Consider the following 17,662-nt stretch of genomic DNA (forward strand, 5'->3'; position numbering starts at 1 on the left):
TTTCTACTGCAATTGCGCCGTTACCGCCTCAATGCGGTCGGCCAGCTCGGCAAACGCAGCCTCGTAGCGGTCCATCCACACGCCAAGGTCGGCGGCACCCGTTTCCAGCTCGTAGCGTAGCGCGGGCAGCATCCACGAGGCGTACCCGCTAAACGGATCGGGCGAGACGTAGAGCGAGCGATGGATGCCTCCGGACTGCAGGCCCTCAGCGTGAATAAACGCCCGGCTCAGCTGTAACAGGGCCTGGTTTATTTCGGGGGATGCGGAGCGTCCCTCGTCTACGTAGGCATCGCGGGCTGACTCGTAGGCGTGGGCCGACTGCTCGATGCGCTCCACGGCCGTGCGAAGCGCAGCCGCATCGAAGTTGATTTCATGCTCGGCGGCCACCTCTTCCAGCACATCCAGGTGCGCATGCGTGTCCTGAGCGTAGCGGGCCACGTCGTAAGGCAGCACGTCCGCGTTGGCAAAGCGCAGGGCCAGGATGCCGTCGAGGCGGGCCAGCGTGGGGCCGCCGGTGAACGTCGGGTCGCCGAAGCGCTCGTACCAGGCAAACGAGTCGTAGTTGGAGTGATAGATCGGGGTGGAGCTCGACATCGAGACCGCGGCAGACGGCACGCCCAGATGGGTCACGAAGCCGACGTGATCGGAGCCGCCGCCCAGATTGCCGAGAGCGGTGTCGGCGTCGCCCGAGCGAGCGGCCAGGTGGTCGTAGACGGTGCTGGTATCGTTATCGGGATGCGCGACAGCACGTGCGGCGTCGAGGATGGGCCCCTTTAGCAAGGGCGAAGCTGCCCCGCGAAAGGTACGTCCGGTGGCGGCAGCATCTGCATTGATGTAGGTTACGGCGCCCGCATCCAACTGCTCCTGTAGCTGGCGCACCCACTCGATCGAGCCCAGAATGCCGTATTCCTCGGCGTCCCAGTGCGCAATGAGGATGCTGCGGCGAGGCGCGCAGTCGCCTTCAGCGAGCGTGCCGAGCGCTTCGGCCAGGGTCAGAAGCATGGCCGTGCCGCTGTTCGGGTCGGTGGCGCCGAAGGCCCAGGCGTCGAAGTGCGAGCCGAGAATGATCCACTCGTCGGGGCGTGTGGTGCCCTCAACGACGCCGATGATGTTGGTGGCACGGGTTATGCCCTTGGGCTGGTCGACGGCCAGCTCAACGGTGAGCGATTCGCCCCCGGCAACGCGATACGTAAACGGGAGACCGCCCTGCCAGCCAGCTGGTACGGCATCGCCGTTCATGCGCGAGAGGATCTCCTGCGCCGAGCGGTACGACAGCGGAGCCACAGGGATGCGGGGCAGATCGGCCTCATCGGGATCGAGGCGCTCGGGACTGTCGGGGTGGTCCAGAGGAAGCGCCGGGCCGTCGGGCGTGAGCGGGTCGCCGCCAAGCGGAGTTAGGATCGACCCGCGCTGGATGCCGCTCTCATGCACGTAGCGCCCCTCCGGATAAGTGAGCCCCTGCATGTAGCCACTGTCGGCCGGGTCGGTGTACATGATGAGTCCGGCCGCGCCGCGCTCCTCGGCGTACTTGGCCTTGTAGCCACGAAAGTTACCGCCGTAGCGCGCAATCACGATCTTGCCCGACAGATCGACGTCCATCGCATCGAGCTGCTCGAAGTCCTCGATACGCCCGTAGTTTGCATAGACCACCTCAGCGGTTACCGTGCCCGAGCCGGAGTAGGCGTTCCAGCCGGGGCGCAGATCCGGGTGATCGGAGAACGGGTCTTCGGGCAGGATGTCTTCCTGCATGCCGAGGGGCATCCGCTGCGGCGTGACCAGCGCGACGGAGGCGGTGGCTGACTCCGGATCGGGCATGTAGAGGTCGTACGGGTAGCGGTCGACGCGGAGTCCGGCGGCTTCCATCTGCGCGGCGATGTACTCCGCGACCCGCTCGTTCGCCGCGGTGCCTGCCGGGTTGGGCTCCTCGGTAAGGGCCTGCAGGTGCGTGCGGAAGGTGCTGCTGTCGGGAAGCGCAAGCAGCTCGGCCTCACACGCCTCTTGCGCAGCTGCTCGCTCGGGCGTGAACCCCGTCAGGCTCTGCGCCGGAGCGGCGAGCGGGGCAGCAAGGAGCGAGGCAGCAAAGAGCGAGGCAATGAGAAGACCGCTAACAGAGAGCGAGCGGAGCCAGGTGTGCAGAAGCCAGGTCATAAGGCAAATAGCGTCGAGGAGAACGAGGCGGGGGCGTTTTGCAGTATCGCAGGCGTTTCCATCAAACTCAAATACAAGAGGGATTAACTTTTCTGCGCTGTGCACGTACGGGCATGAGAGAAGCTACTCCCTGCACACCGCATCGCGACAGAGGCAGGCCAGAAGCGCTTCCAGTATCACTCCGACATGTTCTTCTCCCCAAGCACGCACCCCGCGCCATATGCCCGATACCGTTGCTCCGCCGCGTCCGACGTCGGCCACCTTTCAGGTAGACACCGAATCCATGCCGCTCGAACAGGTGCTGGTGCATACACCGGGCCACGAGATGGAGCTGGTAGCGCCCGACAATCGCCTGGACCTGCTCTTTGACGATATTCTGTTTCTGGGGCACGCCCGCGATGAGCACCTGCTCATGTGCACGCTCTTTGAGAAGGTAGTCGACAAGCCGGGTGCTGTGCTACAGGTGAGCGAGCTGCTGCTGAACGTATTTCAGCAGGAGGATGCGCGCGCCGACTTCATCGACCGGCTCTGCCGCGTGATGCCAGAGACCAACATCCAGGCGGTGCGTCACGACCTGAAGCAGCTTACGCCGAGCGAGCTGCACAGCCTGGCGCTGACCGGCGAGTCGCCCCTGCCGATTACGCTGCCGCCCCTGCCGAACCTCATGTTCACGCGCGACCTGGCGGCGGTGGTGCACGATCGCATCGTGATCAGCCATGCAGCTACAGCTGCGCGCTCGCGCGAGAGCATCATCATGCAGGTGCTGCTGCACCACCACCCGTTCTTTGACGATGTGAGCGACCGAGTGATTACGCTGCCTGAGGGCGTGACCTTCGAAGGCGGCGATCTGCTCATGGCGGCCCCCGACGTGCTGCTCGTGGGGCACTCCGAGCGCACCTCGTTCGGCGCCATCATGGCGATTGCGCACCAGGTGTTTGAGCACACGCCCATCGAACACGTGCTGGCGGTGGATCTGCCAAAGCGCCGCTCCACGATGCACCTGGATACGGTGTTTACGTTTGCCTCGCCGAACGAGTGCGTGGCCTTTCCGCCGCTGGTCGACGACCCGAGCTACGGCTATGCAGTGCACCTTACCGAGGGCAACGAGCCGGGCCAGTTCATCACCGACATGCGTCCGAACCTGCGCGACGTGCTGGGCGACCTCATCGACCGCGACCTGAAATTTATTCCGTGTGGCGGCAGCGAGCGGCTCAACCAGGAGCGTGAGCAGTGGACCGACGGCGCCAACGTGTTTGCAGTCGCGCCGGGTGTTATTGTGGGATACGAACGCAACCGCCGCACCTTCGAGGAGCTGCGCAAGCACGGCTACCGCGTCGTATCAGCCGAGAACTTCCTGTCGTACTACCAGGACAGCACGTTTACGCCGGGCGAAGAGAAGCTGGCCATTCAACTGGCCGGTACCGAGCTTTCGCGCGGACGCGGTGGCCCCCGCTGCATGACGCTGCCGCTGGCGCGCACGTCGATTCACGAGGTGTGATCGGGCAACGTGTGATCAGGCAACGTGTGATCGGGCAACGGGTGATCGGGCAAAGGATGCACGTTCTGCGTTCAGAGAAAGAGAGCCGGAAGATGCAGCCCAGTGGAGCTGCTCGGAGCGCTCCGACCGTCGGGAGGACGTATTCCTGGGGGGCAATCAAGCCGTCAACATACCAGGCTCTTGCGTCCCGCTCCCTGTTTCCGGCTACCGTCTACCTGCTGTGCCTCTAATGCCCCGTTGAACATCTGTCCCGCTGCCATCCTCAGATAACAGTACCCCTTTCGCATCCCCATGTCCCTATCCTCGCTCCTTGACGCCGACCGCAAATGGATGCAGAAGGCCTTTCGCGAGGCCGAACGTGCCTTTGATGCCGACGAGGTGCCGGTCGGCGCGGTGATCGTGCACGACGGGCGTGTGGTGGGGCGTGGACACAACCTCGTTGAGCAGCTGGGCGACCCGACCGCCCACGCCGAGATCATGGCGGTGACGGCGGCCTGCGATACGCTCGGACGCAAGTTCTTGCACGACTGTACGCTATACGTCACCCTCGAACCCTGTCCGATGTGCGCGGGGGCACTGGTGCACGCCCGGCTGAAGCGTCTGGTGTTCGGCGCCTACGACGAAAAAGCGGGCGCGGTGGATACGCTCTTTCGCATCGGACAGGACGAGCGCCTGAACCACCAGATCGACGTCGTGGGCGGACTCGAAGCCGGGCGCGCCTCCAGTATGCTGCGGGCGTTTTTTCGTGCGAAACGGGCGTAGGGACACGGCGCGCCGTGTCCTACTACGGTTCTGACGTGCCATGCTATTTTGAGCGTCAGGTGCGCACGACTACGGCAACACCGCTACTGCCCGAAGCGGCGCGCCGCCCGCCCCTTCAATTTTCATGGGAAGGGCGATCAGGTGCGCACCCGTAGGAGGCAGATCGTTGAGGTTCGTAAGGTTCTCAAAGACCGCGATGTTCTCCGGAAAGAGAATCCGGTGGGCCGCGAAATCCTCTGACGGTCCGTAGTCGATGCTCGGCGTGTCGAGTCCGACGGCGCTGACAGACCGGTTCGCGACCAGCCACTCTGCAGCGTCGGGATGCAGACCTGGAAACGCCAGGTCGGGCAGCGCCTCCTCGCCGCGTTCTGCGGTACCCATGTACGCCTCGCGGTCGGGGTAGAACTGCGCCGAGCCCGTGTTCAAGAGCACCATGGCCCCGTTGGGGATGCGGCCGTGCTCGGTCTCCCAGGCCTCAAAATCCGATACCTGCACCTGATAGAGGCGGTCGTCGGTCGCCTGTTCGCTCACATCGATGACCACCGCTGGACCGACGAGCCGCTCGATCGGAATCTCCTCGACGGTGAACTGCTCCTCGGCCGCCTCAGCGCTTTCGGCGAAGTGAAACGGGGCGTCGATGTGCGTCCCGCCGTGCTCTGCGCCGCGGAAAACATGCGAAGCGTAAAAGTAATTTCCGGTATCGCCTACAAACTCCTCTTCGAGCTCGAACTCCTGCGTTGCGGTGGGCCAGTAGATACTCTCGTCGTTAAAGGGATGCGAGAGGTCGACCAGCTCGCCATCGGGGAAAGCAGCTGCGGCCGCACCAGACGTCTCCGAAAGATCGGCATCGGGCGACGGGGCTTCGCATCCCGTTAGCACAAAAACAAGAAGAGCGGCGAAGAGACCGGAAGGCAGGGCACGTAGCATACCAGAGGGCAGTGCTTGAGCAGAGAGCATGATGCTGTTGAAGTAAAGATGAACAATGCAGGGGCCGATTGCAAGCTGTGTGGACACAGAAGACGTTGTTTTCGTCCCGTCGCCTCAACGTTGAGGAGACCGTGCCAGCGAGTCGTGTTATGCATCGCGGTTTACTTGGGCCGGTGGAGCAAGTACGATAGCTCAAGCAATGGGCCAGGGAAAGTTTGAACATCTTACATAGGGGAGCCCCAAGTGGTTAGATTGCCAGAGCAGACAAATCATTTGACTTTTTCCGCATGCGCCAACCGCGGTTGACGCCGAGGGATTCGATCTGCATCGGTAGAGGAGGCCTGGTCTACAAGCAAACCCTACAAGCGAACCGATTGCGACAGATACTGTACAAATCGGTGCAATACGCAACCATAACACACCATATTTGCCAAGCCACTCATTCTGCCTATGTCTGCGCTCACGCTGAAAGGCATTCCCGAGGAGGTGATGGACCGCATTCGGGAATTGGCTGATACCGAACGTCGCAGCTTGAACCAACAAGCCATCTTGCTGCTGGAGCGGGCCGTGGCCGAACAGCCGGATTCGTTTGGGACCGCCTACCGCCGCTTCCGCGACCGGCATGGGCCGTCGCCACTCACCAAGGACGACATCAGCGGCTTGCGCAGCGATGATCCTGGACGCGAGGTACGCCTGTGATTCGCTACCTCCTGGACACGAATATCATCTCCGAACCGGCCCGCCCCGAGCCGAATGCTGCTGTCGTAAACCGATTGGATGCACACAGCGGTGAAGTGGCCTTGCCCGCTCCAGCCTGGCATGAACTCGTCTATGGCGCCTGTCGGATGCCAGAAGGCAAGCGCCGCCAATATATGGCCGACTACCTTGCGGAGGTCGTTCGCCCGTCCATGCCTGTCATTCCGTATGACCGCGAGGCCGCGCGCTGGCACGGGGAGGCACGGGCTAAGCTGGAGGCGCAGGGACGTACACAACCGTTCGTAGACGGGCAGATCGCAGCTATAGCCGCCACTCGGTCGCTTATCCTCGTTACGCGCAATACATCCGACTTTGAGGCCTATGAGGCGCTAACAGGGGATATGCACATTGAGAACTGGTTTTCCAGCTAAGGCCGGTTGGCTACGCTAAGCAAGATGCTAAGCGAACAGGACAAGATCGTATCCCTCTATTCAAGGACGGCGGGCGCCCCCTTTGTTCCACCCTTCCTGTTTTTGTTTTGCCCTGGTAGTGAGAATAAGTCAACATGCTATTTTCATGCAGGATAGGTTGCCTTTGAGTAGAGTGCCTTTGAGCGGAGGAGGGACGTTACAATTTGAACCTCTGATTTGCGGTGAGATATTGCATTTTTACAACATGTTATGTCCTGGTGTGTTGATACCTCTACCAACCAAGCACCATACTTTTCGTCTTTTAATCCACTTCCATGTCACTCATACGCGCTGGGTATTGCCTCTCCGCTGTCCGAAAGCACCTAAGCTCGCAAGACGATCCCTTAGCTGGTGTACTCCTCAATCGGCTGACTGCCTTCGACCTTTCGGTCTGCAGTGAAGAAGGGTATGCTGAGGAAAGGTATGAAGAGGATCTCGCAGAGGGTGATAACGGTCTCGCAGCATCTCTTCTTGCCGTCGCGAGCAACATTGTGTCGCGCGGGCTCCCTACGCTGGCTCCGGTCAATGTCGAACGGGCCCTTGCCTCAGAAATAGAATGGACAGAGGAAGCTCCCTCAAACAGTTCGATCTCGTTTCCCTTCACACGTGCAGTCACCGAGGCCGACCATGAGCTTCTGCGTTTAGCACTGGCTCCGATTATGCCCGGCACCACGCCTGAAAAGGTTACAGCCGACCGCAGCGCCCAGCTTGATAGCGACGCCGAGGGGACGTTTCTGCGCCAAGGACTGCCATCGGCAGCTGGTGCATGGGCTCCGCAGGTCACGCAGCCGCAGCGTAGGATGGATACGATCGTTCCAGATAGCAGGCAGCACCAGTTTACTAATCAGCGGGTCGATTTTGCTCTTGCCCTCCCCGATCTGCCTCGTACAGCACAGGGCCTTATTCTGGAGGTGGATGGCGAGGCCTACCATGGAAAAACCCAACAGAAGCTTGACGCCAAGCGTGACCGAGCCTGTCAGCAGGCGGGGTGGACAACAGGTCGTATCCGAGCAGAAGACACATCTTCTCTCTCTGATGAAGCTACAGAATCCATTCAGGGGGCTTTAGAGGACCATCCGTACGTCAAACTGTTGGCGACAAACTACAAGACCCCGCTCTTCAACACAGAAGTCGGGCGCAACTGGATGCTCTTGGCGCTTCTCCCCATCCATGTCGCTCGCATCCAGAAGGCGCTGATTCGGCTTGCCCGGACATCGCTTCTAAGCCTTGACCAGGACACTTGGCAGATCGTGGTCGTAGAGCGCGACCTCCCGGGCGCTCGCTTAGCCATCGATGACCTCAGGAAGCTGTTAGGCGCCCTGATCGACTTAGGAGGCGAAGATCGCACCGTGCCAGACATTGACCTACGGGTAGCCCGTGATCGCGCGTGCAGCGCTCTCACGCGGGAGGCTGCGCCCGCAGATATCGCGTTTGACGGCGACCCGTTAGATCTGGCCGAGACCCAAGACCTGTTTGCGGGTGCGGATGTGGTGCTCGATACCTCAGTGCTCTTACATCCTCGCCTGAATACGTTGGACTCATCTCGCATTGATGCACCGGTGGCAGTCCTCCGGTCGGCTTATGCACCTACGGAAGCCCACCATATCGCAGGTGGAGCGCCTATTTCCTATACGCTCCCCGATCCGCCACCGCCTGAGAAAGAGAAACGGTGGATCGAAGGCGATGCTGAAAACGAAACGAAGGAAAAATACGTCTCTGTCGATCCGCCCCTGGATGATACCCGGGCCGAGGGAGAGCCCGCATTTCAAGCCCTGCTCTACCTGCTTCGGAATCTTTTTCGGAAGCGCACCTATCGCCCCAAACAAGTCGATATTCTCTGCGAGACGCTTCCGGGACGCGATGTGATTGGCTTGCTCCCCACCGGTGCGGGCAAATCGCTCACGTATCAGCTTTCGGCCTTGCTGCAGCCAGGCCTTACACTGATTGTGTCGCCGCTGAAGTCGCTCATGCAAGACCAGAAGGCCAACCTCGAAGAGGCAGGGATTGGCCACGTCGCGTTTATCAACTCCTCGCTGAACGCAAAAGAGCGCAAGCAGGCTCAGACAGACATGAAGGCCGGGCGCTGCCAGTTTGCCTTTGTCGCGCCGGAGCGCCTACAGATTCAGGAGTTTCGAGACTATCTCGGCACGCTGGAGTGTCCGATTGCGTACTGCGTGGTCGATGAAGCCCACTGTGTGTCCGAGTGGGGACATGACTTTCGTCCGGCGTATCTGCGGCTTGGCCCGAATGTGCGCGCCCACTGCGACCATGGCTGGCCAGACACGTTACCCATCATTGCACTTACCGGCACGGCGTCGTTTGACGTGCTGGCCGATGTGCGCCGCGAATTGGAGTTTGGGGAGGAGACGAAGACGATTACGCCTGCTTCTATGGAGCGGAAGGAGCTTCACTTTGACGTGGTCAACGTGCCCGTGGAGGATCTCGACGAAAACGCGGACGCATGGGACAAGAAGGAAGCAACCTACAGCGCCAAAAAGGAGGCGTTGAAAGATTTGATTGCAAATATGCCCGATCATGATCTCTTTTCGGGCGATACGAACAGCTCCCCAAAGGACTTCTTTGATCTGCATGATAATGACACCCAGGCCGGGCTGGTATTCACGCCGCATGCCAATGGCAAATTCGGCGTGGATCAAGTCGCAAGCGCGGTGAGGAGCGTTCAGCCGCTACGAGACAAGGTGGGAACGTTTGCCAGCTCAAATCAAAGCCAAAGCGACGAAGACCTCACCCGTGCGCAGCAGCGCTTTACCAACAACAAGGTCCACACGCTGGTTGCCACCAAGGCATTCGGCATGGGTATCAACAAACCCAACATCCGGTACACGGTGCACATGAACATCCCGCAGTCCATTGAATCGTATTACCAGCAGGCTGGGCGTGCGGGTCGTGATGGCGATGCATCGCGCTGCGTGATCCTGTATTCAGGGTTAGAAGTGGAAAAGCCTGAAAATGAGCCTGCGGTAAGCACCGATCTTGAACTGCTTCGCTTCTTTCACAACGGTTCTTTCAAGGGGCTCGAGAAGGAAAAGCAGATTGTTCTGGACGTGCTCACCGGCGCGGTAGGCGAGAACGATACGGACCTTCTGGCCCTGCTTCAGGAGATGAAAGAAGGCGAGACACGTCCTGTAGAGATCGACTTTGAAGGCCAGACGCCAACCGAAGAGATCGTGCAGCACCTCAAAACCAAGGTCGACCGCGGGTTCAACAAATCCATCGTCCGGTTCGCATGCCGGAAGGCGCGCAAGGCCAAAGACATCGTCAAGAAGCTCAAGTGGGCGTACAATAGAAAGCATAACGATTGGCCGCCCTACAACTCGGTTGAAGAGCACGACGACTTCTTGCAGCGCCAGTACCGACGGCGTCGGAACCAAGACGATACGTTTCGGGCAGTCTACCGCCTTTCAACTGTTGGGCTGATTCAAGACTACACCGTTGACTACCGGCGTGGAATCATTGAGGCTACGATCCAAGACGTCGGGGACGAAGGCTTTATCGATGCCGTGCAGACCTACATCGGTCGGTATGTATCCCCTGAGAAAGCGCGCCGCATTCCCCAAGAGGTTCGCGAAACCGAAGGAAAAACTACGCTTCACAAGTGCATTGGCTACGTGATCGACTTTGTCTACGATCAGATCGCAGCGAAGCGGCAGGCGGCCATGCGGACGATGGAGGAAGCTGTGCAAGCCGGTCTGGAAAACGATGGCGAATTCAGAACGCGCGTCAATACCTACTTCAACTCGCGCTACCTGCCCGAACTGCAGAAAGCCATTGATGACCGCACCTTCTCGCTTGAGTTGGTCTGGCACTACATGGAAAAGACCGAGGGCGTAGACGACAAAGTCAACCACCTCCGTGGGGCGTGCGACCGCCTGCTCACCACCTACACCGACAACGGCGCGCTCTACCTTCTACGCGCCTTTACACGTTGCCTAACCGACGGAGGAACCTACGACACCTTCCGCCGCGACATGGAAGACGGGTGGCGCTGCTTCCGCGAGGTCAAGGACTTTTCGCACGGCGACATCCTCTCAGCGCTGCATACCTACAGCGAATGGCTACTGCGCTACGACCGTGAGCTCGAAGGGCTTGTATCTGAAGAAATTGCCCGTGTGCATGCCGACTGGCTTGAGCAGTTCAATGCAGACTTTCTGGGAAACTCCCCGCATGAGCCGGTAGCTGTGTAGCAGAATGTAGCCCCTTCTTTCACGCTTGTTGATTCCAACACATATTCCTTCTATGTCAACCTCAAACGATACCGGATCGACGTCTTTCGCCAGCGTGCCCGACGTAAGCCAGTCGCTCCAGACACTGCAGCGCGAGCTGAAGCAGTTGGATTCGGCGATTCAGCATATCGAATCGAGCAAAGAGGCCGCACAGGAGGCTGCGGAAGCTGCTCGCGATGTGCAGGCCGCCACGAAAGACCTGGCCGAGGCTACGGCTGCTCTTATCGAACAGATTGACGACGTAGACTTCCCCGAGCGGTTCGAATCAATGGAAGCCCGCATCCAGGAGTCCACGACAACCCTCGACGCCTCGCAAAATAAACTCAACGAAACCATTAATCGCCATAGTGAGCAGCAACGAGCGATCATCGACCGGATTCAGTCCAACGGCGATCGTATCATTCAGGCCGGTAACCAGGTAAGCGACGTCAAGGATCGTCTTGGTCAGGTGAGCACCAATCAGAACGCCCTGGAATCGGCAGTACGCACCAACCAGCAGGCGCTTCAGCAGCAAGAGCAGGCCCTTACCGATACCAAACAGCATCTGCGGCTTCTGCTGCTGGTTGTTGGTGGCATGGTGCTTCTCAACATCGCGATTGCGGTGTTTGTGTAGAGGACCATGTAGAGGCTGCTCATGCATGTAGTCTTGTCTTACCTGCACCTTGAGGATGGTGCAAACAAGGCGTATACTGAATTAAAAAGAGCATTTACTGATAATAGCTCTCTTCCCATGGAAAACGGAAATGAACGCGTATACATTGGGCTTCCTGATCGCTTGGTCGAAGATGTTTTCTGGGTCGGACGCACGTACCGCACCAATTCGCTATCTCATATCGAAGGCGGGAGCGACATAATCGTTGAGCACCAGGATGGGTCAGTGTAAGGATACGATTGGATCAAGCGACCCTCTGCGTACATTACGGCCATTTTTGCGAAGCTCGCACATCAGAAAACACAGGCCTTCAAACAGCTCCCCAACGACGAGCAGATGGACATCGCTCGGTCTGAGGTCTCCACCATCCATGCTCGGCAGTATGAGGACGAAGCCGAGTACAACAAGGCGGCATTTCGCCAGGCATGGGATGCAAGCCACTCAGACGACCTGCCCTTTTAATCGTTACTAAGAGCGTGTCCCAACTGGACGTCCTACCTACGCTCCACCCTGCAACGACACGTCCTCATTACGTAGATAGGTGACTTCGAAGGGCTTACAGCGGCGAGCTTCCTGGTTGACGCGGCCCCGATCGAAGCGGTTAGTGGGGGGCTGAAAGATATCGAGCCCGCGGTCTAAGCTGATCTTCCATCCAGTGTCGGTTTTAATGGAACGGGCGTGCATACTCTCCCACGAGATCTCGTAGGTGAACCGAACGCCCGTTCCCGCAAGGCTGTCGGCGAGCTCATCTAAGAATTGCTCCTGCTCCTCCTGGTTGTCGGTGTCGGCGCCAGTGATGAGGTGAACGTCCACCTCATTGCCTTCCGGGCGCGTGCGGAGGAGCATGTCGCAGAACTCCATTACGTTTTTGACCTGATGGTAAGCGCGGATGTACGGGTCAATGATTTCAATCTTATTGGCTTCGCGCAGGTACGGGGCAAAGAGCATCTCGTAAGAGATACCCTTCTGGTTCTCCATCACCTCTATCTGCCTCCCGCTTTCCAGCACTGGGTCCTCTGTTTCAGGCTCGCTGCCCGGGTCGGCAGGACGATCGGGCACCGAAACGCTTGTGCCCGTGGCTCTATCTGCATCGGATTCGTAGGCGGCGACAAGCTGTGGGTACTGGCGAAACTCAAGCGTATCTACGGAGGTGACGGCTCCACTCGCCTGATCTGTAAATTGGAAATCGACCTCTTCAAACGTCTCATCGATGCGAAGCAAGTGCTCTTTTACGCGCTTGCGTCCCTCCATTGCAAACGCCAGCAGACGCTTCATTTCGTCTTTCGGGCACTGCTTGTTCGGATACAACAGCTTCAGCAGCCCCGACAGGGTCTTCATAGCGCCGTCGCGGTCGCGCTTGGTGAGGGAGGCGTCCAATTCGAAATGCTCGCGGGCCATCAGGCTGAAGTCTTCTCCGCGCAACGTGTGCAATGCCTCGGCCAGGTAGTCGACAATCAGGCCGTAGCCGTCGGTAAACATCTCATTGCGCAGCTTGTCGACCTCCCATCCGGGCACGTAAAAGTGCAGTCGGTCGATGAAGGCCGGGTCGTAGTAGCCCTTGGGCAGCGGCTCAAACAGGTTCGAATGCTTGATCATGTAGGGCACCGAGCGGTCGGTGTTGCCGATGAATGCCATGGAGGCTTCCGCCGACATCGTGTCGCGCCCACGCGAGAAGCTGCGGTTGGCCATGTAGTTTTTCATGATGTCGACCAGCCCCCGGCTCACGCGCTTGTCCTGACCGGCGAACTCGTCGAATCCGACCACATCCCAGTAGCCAACGAGTCCGATGTCGCCCGTATTGTTGTTGACGAAGAGCTTTGCCTTGGTGACGTCACCACCAGAGATGAGAATGCCGTGCGGCGAGAACTCGGAGTAGATGTGCGACTTGCCGGTGCCTTTGGGCCCGAGCTCGATCAGGTTGTAGTTGCGCTCGCAGAACGGAATGAGCCGCACGAGCTGGTAGAGCTTGTTGCGACGGCTGAGGGTGGCCGGATTCAGCCCGATGCTCTGAATCAACAGGTCGAGCCACTCGTCGGTGGTGAACTGGCTGCGCGACGCCTTGTAGTCCTGCAGGTCGAAGCTGCCCATCTGGATGGGCTTGAGCCGCTCGATGATCCACGGGGAGCGGCGGGCTTCTTCGGTGTGCAGATACGCCATGTCTACGATGCACCACACCCCGCTGGTGAGTAGCTTCGGATGCTGCTCGATTACCTCTTCAGCGACTTCCACGCCGCGAATCCCCAGATTGGAGAACGCTGCCTCGTAGATATCTCGATTCTCGTTGAGATGCACCGATACCCGGTCGATGATCTTGTGCTCTTTCTGCTGGCGGATCGTGGACTTGACCAGTTCGGCTTCGTCGCGGTGCACGTAGTGGTTGCGCACGATCTGCCGCACCTTCTTGACCCCGTTGCGGATCAGGTCTTCGTCGTCGGTGGGGCAGTACTGGCCGAGCAGGTATTCAAGGACGTACGTGGGCACGACGGCGTTGCCCTTCACGAGCTGCGTGAGGTCTTTGCGTACGACTTTGCCCTCTAACTCGCGCACAATCTTTGTCTGCAGGGCCCCCAGGTTGGATTCGGCCGATGAGGAGTCGACCAAGGGCTCATCTGATTCGTGTATGGCATCGGACATAAGACACGGAGACGTTACGACAGGAGCATGAACGGATCTGGACGGACCTGGTGCAGACAAGCCCATTAGAAGTCGCTTCCAAAGTGCCGCTGGATGGTAAACGGCTGGTCAATGATCGCGTTGAGGGGGTCGTCGACATCGTATGCGCAGAGGCGGCACGCATTCAAGTCATCGGCCTGCGGCATGAGTTCAAGCAGGCAGGTGTGCGTGCGCTGCCCCGGATCCTCTGGAGCAACGACATCCAGCTCCAGTTCTTCACTGTTAGAAATCAGGCTTCCCTGGTTGTCGTATAGACCCACCTGGATGGTGCGGGGACGCACTGTGTTGGAGATCGATTGCATCTGGAAGAACTCGGCTTTCAGGACGCCCGACAGGATCGTGTGCTTGCTGGTAAGGAGTCGTACGTCGACTTTCTCAGCGATGTCGGTGCGTGAAGTCTCTACTTCGAGTACAGGCACCACCAGCTCTTGCAGACTGGCGCCGCCATGCGCATACCGTTTGCCTGCACCGGACAGATTGTATCGGTTGACCGCACGCGGCACCACAGCATACCAGGCATCAGTCAGCGGACTTACTGCGGGGACTTCGAATTGGTACCCATGATCAGCCGCGATGGCCTCGGCCACTACGCAGCGACTGCGGCGTACCACATAGCCCTCGGTGCCGTCGGCGCGCGTTGTGGATGGAAACGGTTCTTGCATCGCGTCGGGGACGCTGTCGTCATACAGGAATCCATGGTCGGCGGTGATGAGCACCCGACGCACGTTCCAGTTATTGAGCTTCTGAATGAAGCCCTGCAGCTCGCTGATGGTCTCATAGGCGGCTGTCGGCGTGTCGGTTTCGGTGTCGGCTTTGTCGCCATACCGGTCGATGCGGTCGTGGTAGATGTACACGAGCGAGTGCTCTTTCATGCGAGCGCGCCCCTCATCGGTCGTTAGGCCATTCAGATCTTCGAAGCGAAAGACCCCCGCATCCGACCGGCGGGCTTTAAGCAGTTTGCTGCGTTGGCGCGTGCTGTTGGCAGGATTCCCATCCACGTGGATGCCAGTGGCGTTGGGATTCAGCGTTAAGGTCTCATGGGGCAGCAGGCATGCCTTGCCCAGCGAGGTAATCGACGGGATAGGCGCGAGCATTGCGTTCAGTGTAGTGTGCTTGCGGCGCGTGCTCTGTAACGCATTGTTGAGAGCTGCGGCCACTTCGTAGCGTAATCCGTCGGAGATGATTACTGCAGTCTTTTTTTCGACAGACGCCACATGTCGCGCGTAGAACTGGTCGAGCGAGGGGATGCGTATTGCACCACGGATCGGCTGGGACGCCGCCTCGGCCTCCAGCTTCTGCTGCCAGGGAATGTTCATTGCCTGCACAAACCGGTCGGCGTACGCATGCAGAAAGGATTCGTAGGCGGCGTCGATGACGCTGCGGTACCTGGACTGCTCGCGCCGAATTGTCTGCATAATACGCACCGCCTCGCGGTAGTGCGTATCGCAGCGATGCAGGTCGGTGGTGTAGGTATCGACGAAGGCGTCGAGGGCGCCAACGTCGAGGGAGGCGTGCGCATTAACATGGCGGTAGAAGGCGGCCATGTGCCACACCACGTGTGCGGCTTCGGCGGCTGCCTGGTCGTCGCTGCTGCGGAGCGATTGCACGGTTTGCTGGCTCGTTTCGGGCTGCTCGGGCAGCAGCGCGACCGCCTGGCGCAGGCGCTCGCGGCGCAAGGCGGGCGTCAGATAGCCGAACGAAGCCTCTGATCCGTAGGCTTGCATAAGCCGGGCTTCGTCTACTTCGGGGGCCAGTGCATTGAGCACCTGCTGGTACGATGGGGACAGCCGGCTGTGCGCTTCCCATTCATTGACCAGGTCGCGCATGCGAGTGAGCACACTCGTTTGCTCGATGCGCAACGTAGTGCGGTACGGATCGTCGGCAGAAACGGTGTCGAGGGGTTGCGTAAGCAGGTTGTACTTGAGGCGCTGTGACGCGGTCTTCACCATCTCGTGTGAGAAGCCAACACGGTCGAGCGCAAACCGCTGCGCCATCTGCTGGCCCAGCCAGTCGTCGAGGTCGCGGGCTGTGCAGGCTTCTCGAAAGTCGGTGAAGGCCTCCGTATCACAGGCGCGGATCAACACCCCCGCAATGACATGATTGGTGGACGAAGGCGCAGCTGAGCCAAACAGATCGAGGTAGTATGCGGCCAGCCCACGCTTCAGTCGGTCTTCGGTGAGGCGTTCGCGGCTGAGTGTGCCGCCCAGAAACCGACGCCGGTTTTTGTAGCGCAGGTCGCTGTCGTAGTACTGCTGCACGAGGCGGCGCTGCTCAGGGTGTAGATCGAGTTCATCGGCCAACTCGGCCGCTTCGTCGACGGTGAGTTCGGCGTTGGCGATGAGCAGGTCGGCCAGCGGGTAGCTGCCCAGATCGGCAGCCGGCGGACGCGGGCTGGGAGTGTACAGCAGCACGTTGGCATCAGTCCCCTGCTTCTCGATGCGATAGACGGTGCTGAGTCCTGGCTGCGTGGCCTCGATGCACTCAATCTCGGGATGATCCCACGCGCGAATGGCCTCACGGTGGTCCTCGTCGGGGTCGAATAAGAAGAGTACCCGCAGCGCATCGCGGCGATTAAATTGCTCTTCGGCACGCTTTTCGAGCGTCTTAGGCATGAGGTCCAAACGGCGTTATTAGGGATGCGAGGGCGTTCTGTTTGTTACTGTCAATGCTGGTGCAGACCCAACAGGCTTCCAAGACCTGTCAGGTCTGCGTTGGCGTTGCGAGGGCGCTACAAATCGGCCAGGGCCTTGCCGAACAGGGGGTAGTTGTTCTGAACACCGTCGTCGAGGTCGATCTCGATCTGCTGGTTGGCTACGTCTTTCAGGATCTCGTCGTAGGCGGCGGCGTCGGCGGCTTGTTCGTGGAGGCGGTCGAGCTGCTTGACGTCGCTGGCGGTGCGCTCGGTTTCGGGGAGGGCCTCCAGCGCGTCGATGGCGCTGCCCAGGTGGTCCTGGTATGTGTGCAGGTACTGCCGCCGCACCTCCTGGGCGGTGAACTTGGTCATGCGGTGCATGTAGGCCAGCACCTGAAAGTGCCCCTTGGGACTCTGAAACAGCCAGTAGATGGGCTTTTTGCCGTAGTAGTTTACGCTGTACTGCTTCTTGTGGTAGTCATCGTAGAAGTCGCCCACGAGCCACTCGTCCATCGTTTTCTCGTAGCTGCGCTTTAGGCCGCGGCTGCGCCCGATGGAGAGCGCCCGGTTGATGACATTCATGCTGCGGGTTTCTTCGTCTTCGCCCCAGAGCAGCCGCAGAATCTCGCGCATGCGGTAGGTGGCGTCGTCGCTGAAGGGGCTGTCGGGGCCCATGAGCGGGACGAGGCCGTTGTCGTCGATCTCGAATAGCTCGGTGCCGCTGGATTCCGACCCACAGAGCGGCGTGGGTACGTCGTACGGAGCAAGCTCGTCGTCCGACGGATCGGGGTGGGCGATGTGCAGCCCGTCGTGCCCGAGGCGGTAGCGGCCCATCATGACGCCGATGCCGTAGCTGAGGAGCTGCCGGATGGGCACTTCCATCTTGAAGAGGGCCTCGTCGGGGTCGTCCTCCAGAAAACGCGCGCGCAGCTCAGCGTCGCTCAGGTCGTCGCGCTCGGC

General features: G+C 59.8%; 12 protein-coding genes and 1 pseudogene. 8 read left to right on the forward strand and 5 right to left on the reverse strand.

From position 1 onward, the window contains the following. Positions 1-3: 3 nt before the first annotated feature. Positions 4-2,148 carry a M28 family peptidase gene (locus tag PPP56_RS04680; protein ID WP_353562872.1) on the reverse strand — a complete coding sequence of 715 codons (2,145 nt, stop codon included), beginning with the start codon at positions 2,146-2,148 and terminating at the stop codon, positions 4-6. Positions 2,149-2,368: 220 nt separating this feature from the next. On the opposite strand from PPP56_RS04680, the gene PPP56_RS04685 reads away from it, so the two are divergent. Continuing rightward, on the forward strand, positions 2,369-3,646 hold the full coding sequence (locus PPP56_RS04685) for an arginine deiminase (protein WP_353562873.1): 1,278 nt from the start codon (positions 2,369-2,371) through the stop codon (positions 3,644-3,646). Positions 3,647-3,937: 291 nt separating this feature from the next. Next, entirely contained in the window at positions 3,938-4,408 is a 471-nt protein-coding gene (gene tadA / locus PPP56_RS04690) for a tRNA adenosine(34) deaminase TadA (protein ID WP_353562874.1), read from the forward strand. A 69-nt stretch (positions 4,409-4,477) separates the two neighbouring features. Here tadA and PPP56_RS04695 read toward each other — a convergent pair whose 3' ends face one another. After that, the gene (locus PPP56_RS04695) at positions 4,478-5,335 is read right to left on the reverse strand and encodes a cyclase family protein (protein ID WP_353562875.1); all 858 of its coding nucleotides are present in this window, start codon (positions 5,333-5,335) and stop codon (positions 4,478-4,480) included. A gap of 450 nt (positions 5,336-5,785) precedes the next feature. Here PPP56_RS04695 and PPP56_RS04700 point away from each other — a divergent pair, with 450 nt between their 5' ends. The 6 genes from PPP56_RS04700 to PPP56_RS04725 all read left to right on the forward strand — a co-directional run bounded on the left by PPP56_RS04700 (position 5,786) and on the right by PPP56_RS04725 (position 11,859). After that, entirely contained in the window at positions 5,786-6,034 is a 249-nt protein-coding gene (locus PPP56_RS04700) for a ribbon-helix-helix domain-containing protein (RefSeq protein WP_353562876.1), read from the forward strand. Then, positions 6,031-6,462, forward strand: a complete 432-nt coding sequence (locus PPP56_RS04705) for a type II toxin-antitoxin system VapC family toxin (protein WP_353562877.1) — start codon at positions 6,031-6,033, stop codon at positions 6,460-6,462. The genes PPP56_RS04700 and PPP56_RS04705 overlap by 4 nt, the downstream gene beginning before the upstream one ends. Positions 6,463-6,992: 530 nt before the next feature. Next, positions 6,993-10,706, forward strand: coding sequence for a DEAD/DEAH box helicase (locus tag PPP56_RS04710; RefSeq protein WP_353562878.1), 3,714 nt, complete (start codon positions 6,993-6,995; stop codon positions 10,704-10,706). Positions 10,707-10,758: 52 nt separating this feature from the next. Beyond that, complete coding sequence (locus tag PPP56_RS04715) at positions 10,759-11,358, forward strand: hypothetical protein (RefSeq protein WP_353562879.1); 600 nt, start codon at positions 10,759-10,761, stop codon at positions 11,356-11,358. A gap of 117 nt (positions 11,359-11,475) precedes the next feature. Then, positions 11,476-11,628, forward strand: a complete 153-nt coding sequence (locus PPP56_RS04720; RefSeq protein WP_353562880.1) for a hypothetical protein — start codon at positions 11,476-11,478, stop codon at positions 11,626-11,628. A 105-nt stretch (positions 11,629-11,733) separates the two neighbouring features. Next, the gene (locus PPP56_RS04725) at positions 11,734-11,859 is read left to right on the forward strand and encodes a hypothetical protein (protein WP_353562881.1); all 126 of its coding nucleotides are present in this window, start codon (positions 11,734-11,736) and stop codon (positions 11,857-11,859) included. A gap of 36 nt (positions 11,860-11,895) precedes the next feature. Here the strand turns inward: PPP56_RS04725 and brxL are convergent, their stop codons facing one another. The 3 genes and pseudogenes from brxL to PPP56_RS04740 form a co-directional block, all read right to left on the reverse strand. Beyond that, a complete protein-coding gene (gene brxL / locus PPP56_RS04730) occupies positions 11,896-14,031 on the reverse strand; it encodes a BREX system Lon protease-like protein BrxL (protein WP_353562882.1) in 2,136 nt (711 codons plus the stop codon). Between the two features lie 65 nt (positions 14,032-14,096). Further along, positions 14,097-16,682 (reverse strand): BREX-1 system phosphatase PglZ type A, encoded by a 2,586-nt coding sequence (gene pglZ, locus PPP56_RS04735; RefSeq protein WP_353562883.1) that lies wholly within the window; start codon positions 16,680-16,682, stop codon positions 14,097-14,099. A 116-nt stretch (positions 16,683-16,798) separates the two neighbouring features. Continuing rightward, positions 16,799-17,662 (reverse strand): annotated as a pseudogene (locus tag PPP56_RS04740) (hypothetical protein); the annotation flags it as partial.

Origin of the sequence: Longimonas sp. (assembly GCF_040409695.1) — a bacterium.
In the GTDB taxonomy this organism is placed as follows: Bacteria; Bacteroidota; Rhodothermia; order Rhodothermales; family Salinibacteraceae; genus Longimonas.